This window comes from Franzmannia qiaohouensis (assembly GCF_031451695.1).
Taxonomy (GTDB): domain Bacteria; phylum Pseudomonadota; class Gammaproteobacteria; order Pseudomonadales; family Halomonadaceae; genus Franzmannia; species Franzmannia qiaohouensis.
Genome location: NZ_JARWAM010000005.1, coordinates 242,032 through 255,273 on the forward strand (window position 1 = coordinate 242,032; position 13,242 = coordinate 255,273).

Sequence of the window (13,242 nt, forward strand, 5' to 3'; positions counted from 1 at the left end):
GCCGGGTAATGTGTGGCCATACCCGGACAACAACACGCCAACCACCGAGTACGCCGATGTCGCTTCCCGACCTGAACCTGATCCGCGTCTTCGTCCTTCTCTATGAGACGAGCAGCGTCACCCAGGCGGCCGCGCGGCTGCACGTCACCCAGCCGTCGGTCAGCTATGCCCTGTCGCGCCTGCGCGAGCTCTTCGACGACCGGCTGTTCATCCGCACCCACCAGGCCATGGAACCAACCATGACCGCCCGCCAGCTCTACCCCACCCTCAAGGCGGCGCTGCAGCAGCTGGAAAACACCATCGAGAGTCGCCAGCACTTCACACCCGCCGCGTGTCGCCTGCGCTTTCGACTGGCGCTGACCGACCTCGGCGAAGCTTCGTTCCTGTCGACGATCTTGCAGCACCTGCATGCCCAGGCCCCAGAGGTAGAGCTGGAGGTCATCCCGCTGCAGATCGACCGCGCCGACGAGTGGCTGATCAACGGCCAGGTCAACGCCATCATCTGCAGCAGACCGATCAAAGGGTCCAGCATCGAGCGTCGCGTGATCGCCAAGGACCGCTATGTCTGCCTGGGGCGGCCCTCACTGTTCCAGGACGCGCCGCTAGATCTCGCCGCCTTCACCCGCTGCCGGCATGTGGTGGTGGCCAGCGCGTCCGGGCATAGCCTGGCGGAAGAAAAGCTCCAGGAGCTGGGCATCGAGCGCAAGGTCGCACTCGAAGTCCCGCACTTCCTGATTCTGCCCAAGATCCTGCGACAAAACGATTTACTCGGCATCATCCCGGTACATATCGCCCGCCAGTTCGCCGCCGACGGTAGCCTCTGCATTCACCCGCTACCGTTTGAGGTGCCCGACTTCGATATCTCGCTCTACTGGCGCGCCCAGGCCTTTCATTCACCGGCACAGCGCTGGTTCTGCAGCACGCTGTCAGAGGCCATCGCTTCGCTCGACCTCACCCTCGCCGACGACGCCGAGCCAAGATAAGCCAAAAAAACCAGCAATCGGCATCCGGATAAAAACGGCTTATATGCTCTATACGAACTCTCGATATAGGGCAACTTTTCGGATTAACCTCTTTTAAAAGAAGCGTTTTTTCCGCGACCTCTTCTCTGTTATTCCCGCGTTACAACTTTGGCATGGTTGCCTGTCATCTGTGCTGTCCACTAGCGTAAATTTCGTAATGCGTATTTATGTTCGTATTGCGAACTACGAGCGCTTCACACGCCCGTACAACAACGACTCGCACACCAGTGGGAACACACAATGACAACGCTCAAACGACTGACCCTCACGCCTCTCGCTTTCGCCCTGGCCGCTGCCGTTTCCGCCCAGACCCTGGCCGAATCGCGACATGACGGCCCCACCTTCTCCGGCACTGTGACCGGAGGGGTACTCAACGTCGCCGACCGGGATCTCGATCTCTGGGCCTTCAGGGCCGAGGCCGGCCTGGGGGGCATCTACACCGTTAACGACGGATTGCGCATCCGCTACGATCTGGTGGCCGATTTCGCCAATGCCATCAATTCCGTGGACGAGCAGACCTGGACGCCCGGCGTCCACCGTCAGGACGACGGCGAGATCTATATCCGCACCGCCCGCGTCCTGCTGATGACCGATTACGGTACGCTCGGCCTGCAGCCCCGAGTACCTTCCGGTTTCTGGGGGCAGATTTATCGCAACGTCGATGTCTTCGAGTACAACCGTTTCCATGGCCAGACCGGGCAGAACGCCATCTTCGGCCAGGCCGAACAGGGCAGTGATGTGCTCTCCTACGGCTCGCCCCGGTTCGGCGGCTTCCAGTTCATCGGTGCCGTACTGACCACCAACGCCCAGAACGACCAGGACTTCGATGTGGTGACGGGACGCCTGGTCTACGACCAGGGGCCGCTGAACTTCGGTCTTGGCCATACCCAGGTGCGCCGCCCGGGTATCGATAACCTGCACCGCACCTCCTTCGGCATCGGCTACGATTTCGGCATGGTCCAGTTGGGTGGCGTCTACGAGCACAACGACGACCGCGAAGACAGCAGCGGCGCCGCCGATTTCGATGCCTGGGGCGTAAACGTCTCGGCCAATCTGAGCGATGCCTGGTCGGTCTCCATCGGCTATGCCGAGAACGACAGGAACCTCGATCTCGACAACGACGCGTTGGTCGGCATCGTTCGTCACCACTTCAACCAGGACGTCTACGCCTTTCTCGAAGCGAGCCGCTACGACAGCACCGACAACAACGTGGCGGCGGGCATCAGCGTCAGTTTCTGATTCTGAGGCCGATGCTCGCGCATGGCTTGACTAGCTTACTTGCGGCCCGGTGGGTGTCACCCACCGGGCTTTTTTTCCGATGCTCAATACGGATGGCACAGGGTACCTTTCGACAGCACGACAAGGCCCGGCAAGCACCCTGCCTGCCGAGCCAGTGGACCACCGCTCTCCCTCTTCATAGGGTAATGAAATATCAGGCTGAGCCTGCTCAGGCGCTCCTGGCGACTCCGAGATAAGCCTGCTGCACACTATCGTCGGCGAGCAGCGCCTTGGCCGTCCCCTCGCCGACCACCGTGCCGTTCTCTATCAGGTAGCCGCGATCGGCGATGGCCAGGCTCTTGCGCGCATTCTGCTCGACGAACAGCACGCTTACGTCAATCTCACGGATCCGTTCCAGCGCCTTGAACAGCTCGCCGGCCATCAGCGGCGACAGCCCCAGCGACGGCTCGTCGAGCAGCAACAAGCGGGGCGCCGACATCAGCGCACGACCGATCGCCACCATCTGCTGTTCGCCGCCGCTCATGGTGCCCGCCACCTGCCCCAGGCGCTCCTCGAGCTTGGGAAAGAGTGTCATGACGCGCGCCAGGCTGCGCCGCTCCTCGGCTCGCGCACGCTTCGGATAGGCCCCCAGCAGCAGGTTTTCGCGCACAGTCATGGCGCCGAAGATCCCGCGCCCTTCCGGCACCAGGGCAACCCCGGCCTCGACCACCCGATGCGGCAGCAGGCCGAGCAGGTCGATACCGGCCAGGCTCACCTCACTGCCCTGTCGCGCCGGCACCTGGCCGGCAATCACCGACAGCAGGGTCGACTTGCCGGCCCCGTTGGCGCCCAGCATCACCACCATCTCGCCCTCGCGCACCGTCAGATCGATGCCCTGCAGCGCGAGGTGCTGACCGTAGGCGGCGGACACATTTCGTAGTTCAAGCATGGGCATCGTCTCCCAGATAGGCGCGCACTACTTCCGGCTCGGCCAAGGCCTCGGCCGGGGTTCCCTCGGCGATCTTGGCGCCGGCGTTCATGATCACGCAGCGGTCGCAGAGCGAACGAATCGCATCCATGACATGCTCGACCATCACCATGGTGACGCCTTCGCCGCGCACCTTGCGCAGCAGCTCGATGGCCTCGACCAGCTCCGACGGGTTGAGCCCCGCCAGCCACTCGTCCAGTAGCAGCAGGCGTGGCTTAAGCGCCAGGGCACGCGCCAGCTCCAGGCGCTTCTGGTCCATGTAGGTAAGGTCCTTGCCCAGCGTCCAGCAGCGGTGCGCCATGCCGACCCGCTGCAGCAGCGCCTCGCCAAGCGAGTCGGCGGCGCTGCCCCAGGTCGGCTCGGCACCGAACCCCAGCCCCGCCTTGACGTTGTCCAGGCAGTGCATCGAGGGCAGCACCCTTACCAGTTGGAAGGTGCGCGCAATGCCCTGGCGGGCGATACGGTTCGGCGGCAGGCCGGCAATCTCCTCCCCGGCCAGGCGAATGGTCCCGGCATTGGGCTTCAGGGCGCCGGATACCAGGTTCATCATGGTGGTCTTGCCCGAGCCGTTGGGCCCCAGCAGCCCGACGATCTCGCCCTCGGCGATGTCGAAGCTCAAGTCGTCTACCGCGCGCAGGCTACCGAAGCGACGGGTCACGTTGCCGACCGAGAGCAGCGTAGTTGGTGTCGTCATGAGGCTCCCTCCTGCTGCGCAGGTTGGCCAGGGAAGCGCGCCCGGTAGCGCTGCACGTAGCTGTCGATGAGGCCCGCCACGCCGTGGGGCACCAGGTAGACGATGGCCAGGAAGGTGACGCCCAGCAGCACGCTGAACAGATGCGGAAAGTGGGTGGAGAGGTACTCGAACAGCAGCACCATGGGGATCACCCCGAGCAGCGGGCCGTAGAGCCGCCGGGCGCCGCCCAGCAGCGCCATGATCAGTACCTGGAACGAGATATTGGGATTGAAGGCGATACTCGGGTCGAGATAGGTCCAGCGCGGCGCCACGATGGCCCCGACCAGCGCCATGAAGGCGGCGCTGAGCGAGAACACCAGCACCTTGATCAGGGTGATGTTCACACCGCAGTGCAGCGCCACCGTCTCGTCATCGCCGATCATGCGCAGCGCGAAGCCGACCCGGGAACGCTGGATCAGCCAGCCGACGATAAACAACAGAGCCAGTACCGCCGTGAGCTGCCAGACGATCTGCTCCTGGGTGATATCGAGGAATACGTAGCGTCCCACGCTGCCCGCCTGGGTCGACTCGTACCAGTTCACCACCTGGCGGATCAGCTCCGCCAGCCCGAAGCTGAAGATGACGAAGTAGACCCCGCTCAGCCGCAGCGTGGAGAGCCCGACCAGCAGCGCCACCACAAAGGCGATGCCCGCGGCGAGCAGCAGCACCGCGCCCCAGGGTAGCTGCTCGCCGAGTACCGCCACGGTATAAGCGCCGATACCGAAGAAGGCCACGGTGGCCAACGAGACATAGCCGCTCGGCCCCGAGAACATCGCCCAGGCGGTGGCCAGGATGGCGAACATCAGGAAGTTGATGGCAAGCGACAGCCCATAGCCGCCCACGACGCTGGGCAGCAGCGCAAAGCCGATCACCCCGGCCAGCAGCAGGACGACGCCGAGCAGCGTCGCGCGAGTGGGAATGGTCATGCGCCGGCCCTCCCCATCATCCCGGTCGGCCGTACCAGCAGCACGATCAGGAACAGCGCGAAGGTCGCCGCCAGCGTCAGTCCCGGCGCCACGTATACCGCCACGAAGCTCTCTACCAGGCCCAGGATCAGCCCCGCGGCCAGCGCACCCATCAGGTGTCCGGCACCGCCCATGATCACCACAATCAGTGCCTTCATGGTGAAGACCACGCCCATCGAAGCGTTGAAGGTGGTGAACATGCTGACCAGCACGCCACTGGCAGCCACCAGCCCGCCGCCCAGCGCAAACGCCATGGCCGAGGCCGCACGCACGTCGATGCCGGCCAGCTGTGCCGCCCGAGGGTCGACGGAAACCGCCCGCAGCGCGGTACCGGGGCGCGTGCGAACGAGCAGCAAGTAGAGTGCCGTGCCTAGCACCACTGCGACGCCCACCGCCAGTAGTCGATCGGCGGCGATGGGAGAGCCCGAAATGATGAAAACATTGCTGATATAGGTGTAGCTGAAGTAGTTGCTGCCAAACAGCAGCAGCACCAGCCCCTGGATCACGAACAACAACCCGAAGGTCGCCAGGATGCTATTAACCTCCAGCTCGCCGCGATTTCGCGAGCGCTTCACCAGCGGGTGCAGCATGATCTGATAGATCAGCCAGTTGGCCGCAAACGCCACCGGCACCACCAGCAGCAGCGCTAGCAGCGGATTGATCGCCTGCACCTGGAACAGCCAGTAGGCGGAGAAGGCGGCGGCGATCAGGAACTCCCCGTAGGAGAGGTTCATGATCCTCGCCACGCCGTACTGCAGCGTCAGCCCCATGGCCACCAGGGCATACATGCCGCCCAGGGTGAGCCCGTTGAGCAGCGCATCGAGAAAAGCCATGTGTCACCCCTGTGTGCTATGCATGCAGCGGCAGGCAAGGCGCCTGCCGCATGACGGCGTCATTGCCATGCCGGCTTGGGCAGCACGATCTCGGTCGCCCCGTCGCGGTCGCTGGGGCCGATGGCGCGGAACACGCCGTCCTGCCACTGGCCGACCTGCCAGCCCTCCCAGTAGGCGCGGCCATCCAGGGTGATCTCGCCCAGCACCGTATCGAAGGTGCCGTGTTCCATCTCCGCCACGACCTGCTCATGATCGATGCTGCCGGCCCGCTCGATGGCCTGCTGCAACACCTCCAGGCTGGCGTAGGTCGGCGCACTGGCCCACAGATCGGGGGCCTGCCCGGTCAGCTCGGTATGCCGCTCGATGTAATCCACCATCACCTCGCTCCCGACATCCACGCCGCCGATGCCCAGCACCCCTTCGACGTTGTCGCCGAAGCGGTCCTGGTAAAGCGGAAAGGCGGTGCCTACCGCGGTGTAGAACAGCGGCGGATTGAAGCCCAGGGTCTGGGCCTGATCGGTGATGGCGATGGTTTCAGGGGGGTAGCTGAAGGCCAGGAACGCCTCCGGGTCGCGCTGGCGGGCGCTGTTGATGATGCCCTGCATGTCCTGGGTACCCGGCGGATATGACTGGTTGTAAACAATCTCGAAGCCAGCCTCCTCCAGCAGCGCCTCGGCGGCGTTGGCGAGCTCGATGCCGAACTGGTCGGCAACGTTGACCATGGCCACCCGACCTTCGATCTCGCCGCTCTCGCGCAGCTCCTCGAGCATGGTCACGATGCCTTCGGCATAGTGGCTGGAGGTACTGAGGAAGAAGAACAGCCGCGGCCAGCGGTCCATCAGGTCCTGCTGGCGGTCGGACACCGCCGTCACCGCCAGGTGCGGATAGCCTGCGCGGTTCAGCACCGGCGCCACCGCCAGGTTCAGCGCCGTTCCCCAGGGTGGCAGCACGAAGTCCACCTCGTCCTGATTGATCAACCGCTCGACGGCGCGTACGGCCTCTTCCGAGCTGCTGCGGTCGTCGTAGGCCACCACCTCGATCGGCAGCTGGCGGTCGCCCACGCGGATACCGCCGGCCTGGTTTACTTCCTCCACCCAGAGCTTGTAGTTGGGGGTAATCGTGGTACCGGCGCCCCCGGCGTAGAGCCCGGTATCGGAGACGGCATAGCCGATGCGGATGCTCTCCGGCAGCTCCTCGGCCATGGCGGGAACACTCAGGGCAACACAGGCTCCGATGCCCAGCAGCGTCCGAGTAAGTGAGGTCGATGACATGATGGCGGCTCCGTTTTTCTTGTGGTCGATGGCACTGTCGCAATTAGTTCGAATAACGAACATAAATACGCATTGCATATCGAGCCTAGAGCCGCCGTGGGTCAGCGTACAGTCATGCCAAAGTTGTAGCCTCTGATGCCGACAAAAAAACACTTACATTACAAACACCTACCCCACTACGCCTGATTATCTACGCAGCTTATATCACGTATAGAGTCGATCTATTCAGTGTGGAAACTGGGCTCTGTCTCAAAAGTCGACGAGCGATGGTCAGACAAGGCAAAAATCGGTGAGAAGACGGACTGGGCTCGCACACGAGTTTACGAGTTGTAAATGAGTACTTTGAGCCGATTTTTAACGCCGCATGGCCGAGCGCAGGCAGTGTTCGGACAAAGCCTAGGCAACTGATAGCGACGTCATGAGGGCTGCGACACCCTATCGCGAGGCCTGTCAGGGGATGAGCTTCTCGGCGCGCAGGCGATCGAACAGGTCGCAAAAGGCGCCGCGTGTCTCACGGAAGTGGTCGAAGCCGAAGTCGCGGGACTTGGTGGTGTCGTTGACGCACTCCTGATCGCGGCCCAGGTCGGCATCGGTGTGCCACCAGGACGCCAGCTTGCCGACGTCCGGCTCGACCAGATCGTGCTTGCGGGCCAGCTCGCGCCAGGTCGCTGCCGCATCGGCCATCTGCGTCTCCAGCGGCTGCGGCGTTTCCGGGCACTCCGACACCTCGAGGCCAAAGTAGTCGCCAATCTCGCGCCACATGCGGCGCCAGCGGAAGACGTCGCCGTTGACGGTGTTAAAGGCCTGGTTGGCCGCGCCCGGCGTGGTCGCCGCCCACTCCATCTGCCGCGCCAGCACCAGCGCATCGGTCATGTCCGTCAAGGCGTTCCACTGCACCTGTGAGCCCGGGAACACGAAGGGCTGGCCGGTCGCCTGGCAGATCGACGCGTAGACGGCAAGCGTCGTGCCCATGTTCATGGCATTGCCGCGGGCATAGCCGATCACGGTGTGCGGACGGTGCACGTTCCAGGTAAATCCATGTCGCGCGGCGGCGTCGAACAGCACGTCTTCCAAGGCGTAGTAGAAGTTATCGCCCGGCACCCGCGGCTCGGACTCGCGGAACGGTGTCTCGATGCGACCGCTGCCGTAGGCCTCGAACGAGCCCAGATACTGCTTGGTGCCGGTCACCAGCGAGGCGTGTTCCAGGCTGTCGCAATCGAGGGCCTCGAACAGGTGACGCATCATCGCGCTGTTGGCCTCGACGTTGGCCTTCTCGTTGTCGCGACGCACCCAGGTGCAGTAGAAGACGTGGGTAATCGGCAGGCCCGCAAGCGCCTGCGCGGTGGCCGACTTGTCCAGCAGATCGGCGGCGACCGGAATCACCCCGCTCTGCTCGGTGGCGTGGCGCGACAGACCGTATACCGTCCAGCCGCTGGCCACCAGATAAGACGCGAGATTGCCGCCGGTAATACCGGTGGCGCCAACAACGAGCGCTATGCCTTTACGCATGATCGATGCCCTTCTGGAAAGTGCGAGAAGACCCGGCCTCACGCCAGATCGATGAGCGCAGTCTGGTGGAGGGCAATCGTTGCTACAATCGGAAGTAACGCAAAACTTTATTGCATAGAGCGCAACTCAATGAACCCGAACGCCATGGACCTCAACGCCTTGCGCGTGTTCGAACGTGTCGCCGCCACCGGCAGCTTCACCGCCGCCGCGCACCACTTCCACCGCGCGGTATCGTCGGTGTCGCGACAGATTCGCGGGTTGGAGGAGTCGCTGGGGCAGCCGCTGTTCTACCGCCACACCCGGGCCGTCACCCTGACCGAGTCAGGCTGGCGCTACTACGAAGAGGTGCGCGACATTCTCGAACGCCTCGACATGGCCACCGAAGCGCTGACGCAACCCCAGGCGGGACCCAGCGGCGTGCTGCGCATCAATGCGCCGGTGGCCTTCGGTCAGCGCCAGGTCGTGCCGCTGCTGCATCGCTTTCAGCGCCGCTTTCCCGGCATCAAGGTGGAGCTGCAGTTGAATGATCGCGTGGTCGACCCGGTGCGTGAAGGGCACGACATCACCTTCCGGGTGGGGCACCTAGCCGACTCATCGCTGGTCGCACGGCAGCTGGCGCCGATGAACTACATCGTCGCCGCCTCCCCTGACTACCTGGCACGACAGGGCGCGCCGCAAACCCCCGAGGCCCTCAGCGAACACGACTGCCTGACCTACCAGGGCGAGCTGGGCCGCCAGCGCTGGTATTTCCAGCACGACGAGGCGCCGAAAGAAGTCGCCTACGAAGTCGACGGCAGCCTGGCCAGCAACGACGCCGAGAGCCTGGTAAGAGCGGCCCTGCTTGGCCAGGGGCTGGTGATGTTCCCCACCTGGCTGATCGCCGAAGAACTGGCCCAGGGCAGCCTGGTGGCACTGCTCGAGGCCTGGCGCGGCGAAGTGATGCCCGGCCGCCGCGAGCTCTACGTGCTGACGCGCGAGCGCCAACTCAGAACCTCCAAGATGCGCGCTTTCATGGAGTATCTGTTCGAGACGATGTCGCCCTGCCCGCCCTGGGATCGCTGGCGGGAACGACACACCTCCTGAGCGACAGGGCGCAACCGCACCATGCGGAGCGGGAGAGACGTCGCTGCGGCCACGGTGGCAGGCCAGCCCAGCGCTGGTGCTGCAAGAGCATTCTTGCGGCGCTGAGTAGCGACGAAGGGTGAGACCGGGCAAAGCGCGACTGTCGAGACAATGCACTTGGAGCGGTCCCGAAATTCGCACCCAGCGCTAAGCTCTGATCAGACCGAGCGGAGGCCTGGTGAAGGCCGAGATCCTCATCCGGTCACCCATCGATTTCGCCCCAATGCCTTGGCCTCGTAGAGGCGTTGATCCCCGATGCGCATGAGCGAATCGATGTCTTCGCCGTCGCGCCCCGTCTGGGCGAAGCCCACGCTGACGGTGATCTTCACCACTTTGTCGTTCAGCCTGATCTCCAGGTCATAAAGGGTAGAGCGGATACGCTCGGCGATCTCGCCCGCCTGCTCGATATCGGTATCCGGTAGCAGGACCTGGAATTCTTCACCGCCCACCCGTGCCAGCAGGTCGGAGGGCCTCAGATTCTCTTCCATGGTGGAGGCCACCTGCTTGAGCACCTGGTCCCCGACCTGGTGCCCATGGACGTCGTTGACCGTCTTGAAGTGATCGAGATCCAGGCACAAGAGCGACAGGGGCGTGCCGTAGCGCTGCGCACCAAGGTCTGTACCGGCTGCTTGTAGCGTAAGGCGTCGTGGACTTCCCTTACGCCTTTCTGATCCTCTTCGCCGTGCTGCAGGAATCGGCAATTCCGGCCAATAACCTCGTCGCGCGAATATCCGAACAGGTTTTCGAAGGTATCGTTGACCCAGATGATGGGGTCGTCGAGGCGACGCGCATCGGTAATGATGACCGCATCGTAGATGGATTCCATCGTGCGTTCGAACAGCCGCAGCCGCATGCGCTGGGCCTCGATCTCATCCATCAGAAGGCCGACGCCGATCCCCACAGTTGCAGTGACCGCAAGAACTCGAACCGCTCTCCGGCGAGCTCGCGGTAAACCCCGGCTCCGAATAGCGCAGCGGTTCCGGCCGCCAACAATGGGCCGAACAGCACGAAATAGCCTCCGCGGGAGAGGCTGTCGAAATTGAAACGTGGACCGGTGAACCAGCGGATCAGCGAGGCCGCAAGGAAAACCTCGAACAGGTTGATCAAGGCGAAGGATACTGCCGCCCACAACGGAAAGGCGGGGATATCTGCGGTGATTTCCGCGGCCATCACCGCCGGAATAATCCACGCCCAGCGGTGCACGGGCAACAGTAACAGTGCTGCCAGCGCCACGGCATTGGGGGGCCAGATGATGGCCTTGCCGTCGGGTGAGATGGTCTGGGTCACACCCAGCCAGGCCCCGGCGAAATAGCCCAGCCCGACAACGGCCATGATGGCCAGGCCGGTGAGCCATCCCGATTGCTGTATTTGCGGCCTCATGTGCATGAGTTTCCTACTGGGATGCCCGGTCGATACCTGCTCGCCCACCTCTATCCCTAAGGCACGACAAACGCCTTTTGTCGTTGACAGCCACTCATGCAAAAGGCCGCTGATTTTATATCAGCGGCCTTCAGCGGAACGTTAAACCGGCGCAGACCGGTAGGGGAGGCGTATTAGGAAGCCTTGGCTGCCTTGGGAGCCGCTTCCTTGGAAGCCTTGGTGGCAGTCTCGGTGCTTTCCTTGACGACTTCCTGGGCTTTCTGGACATTCTGTTCGGTCAGCTTCTGGCTGTCCTTGGCGAAGTCCTGCTGCAGGGCGACGACCTTATCGGCGTCTGCCTTGAGGCGCTCGGTGAATTCCGTAGCGACATTCTGCTGGCTTTCCATGTAGCTCTTAAGGCCCTCGGCATCCTTGACTTCCACCAGGCTGCGCAGCTGCGCCACACCGGTGTCGGTGTAAGCCTTGGCGGCCTCGAGCTGTGCGTTAACCAGCTTCTCGGTGAAGTCGACGGACAGGGCCGCGAAGGCACGTGCCGGGCCGAACATCATGGTCTCGAACTGCTTGGTGTCAAAGTTAAAGTTGCTCATCTGAAGAACCTCCGGGTTCTGAACGAACGGGAGATCCCCGCTCTGATGACATACACAGTAGCAGTAGAATTTGTGCAGTGCAACATAACCCTCCGTAGCGGCCTCTCTACAAAGGGGCGATTGATGGCCTTCGACTACCGGCACCGCGTGATCTGCTGCTAGGAACTGAGCCGCGGCACCATCGACACGGCCAGCGTCTCCCCCCGCGAGGGTGGCTCCAGCGGTGCAAAGGCCGACGCCAATCAGTATCGCTCGCGCGTAAGACAGGTACATCGCATTTTCCTGGAGTCCGTGGGCAGGGTGCGGCGTAGCACTCGTGGCAGTGAAGCGACATCAACGGGAGAACAGGCGCCACTGTTGAGAGATTGTGGAAGCCTCTCTAGATTGTAGAGGACGTCCGCGTCGTGATACTCGGCGATCCAGAGGTATCAGACGGTTTGTGCGCTCACGCGCGTACCGGAGGCGTCTCCGCGTTCGCGTGCTTGAAGGGGACCAGACGCCGCCGCTCCTCGTCCCACAGGGCAAGCCGGGTGCACTCGAGGCTTTGCTTCAGCGTGAGACGACTGACCTCGCGAAGCTGCGGGAAATCTGTCAACACCTCGGGCAACCGGTAGAACGGAATGCGGCTGGCGAGATGGTGGACGTGGTGTACCCCGATATTCGCGGTGATCCAGCGCAACGGAGCCGGCAGATCATAGTAGGAGCTCCCGTAGAGCGCCACGTCACGGAACGACCACTCCTCGTCATGCTCCCAGCGCGTATTATCGAACTGGTGCTGAACATAGAACAGCCAGACACCGATAGAAGAAGCCAGAACCGCGATCGGCAGGTGCACCAGAAGAAAGGTTTCCGCCCCCACCAACGACATCATCGCAATGATGACCAGCACGATAGCCGCATTCGTACCCATGGTGCTCAGCCACGGCATCCATCCCGAGCGCATGAATCCGACGGGTACGCGGTTCTGCAACATGAACTGGTAGACCGGCCCCAGGCCGAATAGTATCAGCGGGTGGCGGTATAGCCGGTAACGCAGCCGCTGCGCCTGCGGCAGGGCCTGGTATTCACGCACGCTCAAGGTGTCGATGCTCCCCTCGTCAGCGCGATCCAGATTGCCGGAGTGAGCGTGATGGAGGGCGTGAGTATGGCGCCAGAGGTCGTAGGGCGTGAGCGTCAACACCCCCAGGGCCCGTCCCAGCCAGTCGTTGGCGCGCCGGGACGGAAAGAAGGAGCCGTGCCCGCAGTCATGCTGGATCATGAACAGCCGCACGAGAAATCCAGCGGCGGGTATCACCAGCAAGAGGCCGATCCAGTAGCCGGCGCTAACGCTTGCCCAGGTCAAAAACCAGAAAAGACCGAACGGGATCACCGTAACGAGTGCTTCGAAGACGCTGCGGGCGAGGCGGGGCGCACGATATGCGGATAGTGCTCGCTGTAACGCGCGGGGATCATTGGCTGTTTCTTGGTGCGGTACTTCTGAATCCATGTATGGACTCCGTGGGAGGCTCGACCTCCAACCATCGAGTTCGCAACCCATCGCCGGCGTGCCGGTTTCTGACACAGAGCCACCATCCGGTACCGGGTACGATAGCTACCACCTTGTAAAACATACTG

General features: G+C 63.0%; 14 protein-coding genes. 3 read left to right on the plus strand and 11 right to left on the minus strand.

What is annotated here, in order from left to right; all coding sequences use genetic code 11:
• Positions 1-56: 56 nt before the first annotated feature.
• Together QC821_RS08605 and QC821_RS08610 are read left to right on the plus strand one after the other, a co-directional pair.
• Positions 57-983: a LysR family transcriptional regulator gene (locus tag QC821_RS08605; RefSeq protein WP_309719732.1), complete on the plus strand. Its 927-nt coding sequence runs from the start codon at positions 57-59 to the stop codon at positions 981-983.
• Positions 984-1,262: 279 nt separating this feature from the next.
• Positions 1,263-2,261 carry a porin gene (locus tag QC821_RS08610; RefSeq protein WP_309719735.1) on the plus strand — a complete coding sequence of 333 codons (999 nt, stop codon included), beginning with the start codon at positions 1,263-1,265 and terminating at the stop codon, positions 2,259-2,261.
• A 208-nt stretch (positions 2,262-2,469) separates the two neighbouring features.
• On the opposite strand, the gene QC821_RS08615 is transcribed toward QC821_RS08610, so the two are convergent.
• The 6 genes from QC821_RS08615 to QC821_RS08640 form a co-directional block, all read right to left on the minus strand.
• Positions 2,470-3,189, minus strand: coding sequence for an ABC transporter ATP-binding protein (locus tag QC821_RS08615; RefSeq protein ID WP_309719738.1), 720 nt, complete (start codon positions 3,187-3,189; stop codon positions 2,470-2,472).
• A complete protein-coding gene (locus QC821_RS08620) occupies positions 3,182-3,922 on the minus strand; it encodes an ABC transporter ATP-binding protein (RefSeq protein ID WP_309719741.1) in 741 nt (246 codons plus the stop codon). The genes QC821_RS08615 and QC821_RS08620 overlap by 8 nt, the downstream gene beginning before the upstream one ends.
• Positions 3,919-4,887: a branched-chain amino acid ABC transporter permease gene (locus QC821_RS08625; RefSeq protein ID WP_309719743.1), complete on the minus strand. Its 969-nt coding sequence runs from the start codon at positions 4,885-4,887 to the stop codon at positions 3,919-3,921. The genes QC821_RS08620 and QC821_RS08625 overlap by 4 nt, the downstream gene beginning before the upstream one ends.
• Positions 4,884-5,759: a branched-chain amino acid ABC transporter permease gene (locus QC821_RS08630; RefSeq protein WP_309719745.1), complete on the minus strand. Its 876-nt coding sequence runs from the start codon at positions 5,757-5,759 to the stop codon at positions 4,884-4,886. The genes QC821_RS08625 and QC821_RS08630 overlap by 4 nt, the downstream gene beginning before the upstream one ends.
• 59 nt (positions 5,760-5,818) lie before the next feature.
• Positions 5,819-7,030 (minus strand): amino acid ABC transporter substrate-binding protein, encoded by a 1,212-nt coding sequence (locus tag QC821_RS08635; protein WP_309719747.1) that lies wholly within the window; start codon positions 7,028-7,030, stop codon positions 5,819-5,821.
• Between the two features lie 450 nt (positions 7,031-7,480).
• The gene (locus QC821_RS08640) at positions 7,481-8,539 is read right to left on the minus strand and encodes an SDR family oxidoreductase (RefSeq protein ID WP_309719749.1); all 1,059 of its coding nucleotides are present in this window, start codon (positions 8,537-8,539) and stop codon (positions 7,481-7,483) included.
• Between the two features lie 144 nt (positions 8,540-8,683).
• Between QC821_RS08640 and QC821_RS08645 the strand changes: the two genes are divergently transcribed.
• Entirely contained in the window at positions 8,684-9,622 is a 939-nt protein-coding gene (locus QC821_RS08645; RefSeq protein ID WP_309719932.1) for a LysR family transcriptional regulator, read from the plus strand.
• Positions 9,623-9,855: 233 nt separating this feature from the next.
• On the opposite strand, the gene QC821_RS08650 is transcribed toward QC821_RS08645, so the two are convergent.
• The 5 genes from QC821_RS08650 to QC821_RS08670 all read right to left on the minus strand — a co-directional run bounded on the left by QC821_RS08650 (position 9,856) and on the right by QC821_RS08670 (position 13,114).
• Entirely contained in the window at positions 9,856-10,239 is a 384-nt protein-coding gene (locus QC821_RS08650; RefSeq protein WP_309719752.1) for a GGDEF domain-containing protein, read from the minus strand.
• Entirely contained in the window at positions 10,134-10,538 is a 405-nt protein-coding gene (locus QC821_RS08655) for a PAS domain-containing protein (RefSeq protein ID WP_309719754.1), read from the minus strand. Before QC821_RS08655 ends, QC821_RS08650 begins: the two co-directional genes overlap by 106 nt.
• Positions 10,538-11,041 carry an MASE1 domain-containing protein gene (locus QC821_RS08660; protein ID WP_309719756.1) on the minus strand — a complete coding sequence of 168 codons (504 nt, stop codon included), beginning with the start codon at positions 11,039-11,041 and terminating at the stop codon, positions 10,538-10,540. The genes QC821_RS08655 and QC821_RS08660 overlap by 1 nt, the downstream gene beginning before the upstream one ends.
• A 173-nt stretch (positions 11,042-11,214) precedes the next feature.
• Positions 11,215-11,901, minus strand: coding sequence for a phasin family protein (locus QC821_RS08665; RefSeq protein ID WP_309719759.1), 687 nt, complete (start codon positions 11,899-11,901; stop codon positions 11,215-11,217).
• A 172-nt stretch (positions 11,902-12,073) separates the two neighbouring features.
• On the minus strand, positions 12,074-13,114 hold the full coding sequence (locus QC821_RS08670; RefSeq protein WP_309719762.1) for a fatty acid desaturase: 1,041 nt from the start codon (positions 13,112-13,114) through the stop codon (positions 12,074-12,076).
• Positions 13,115-13,242 lie beyond the last annotated feature (128 nt).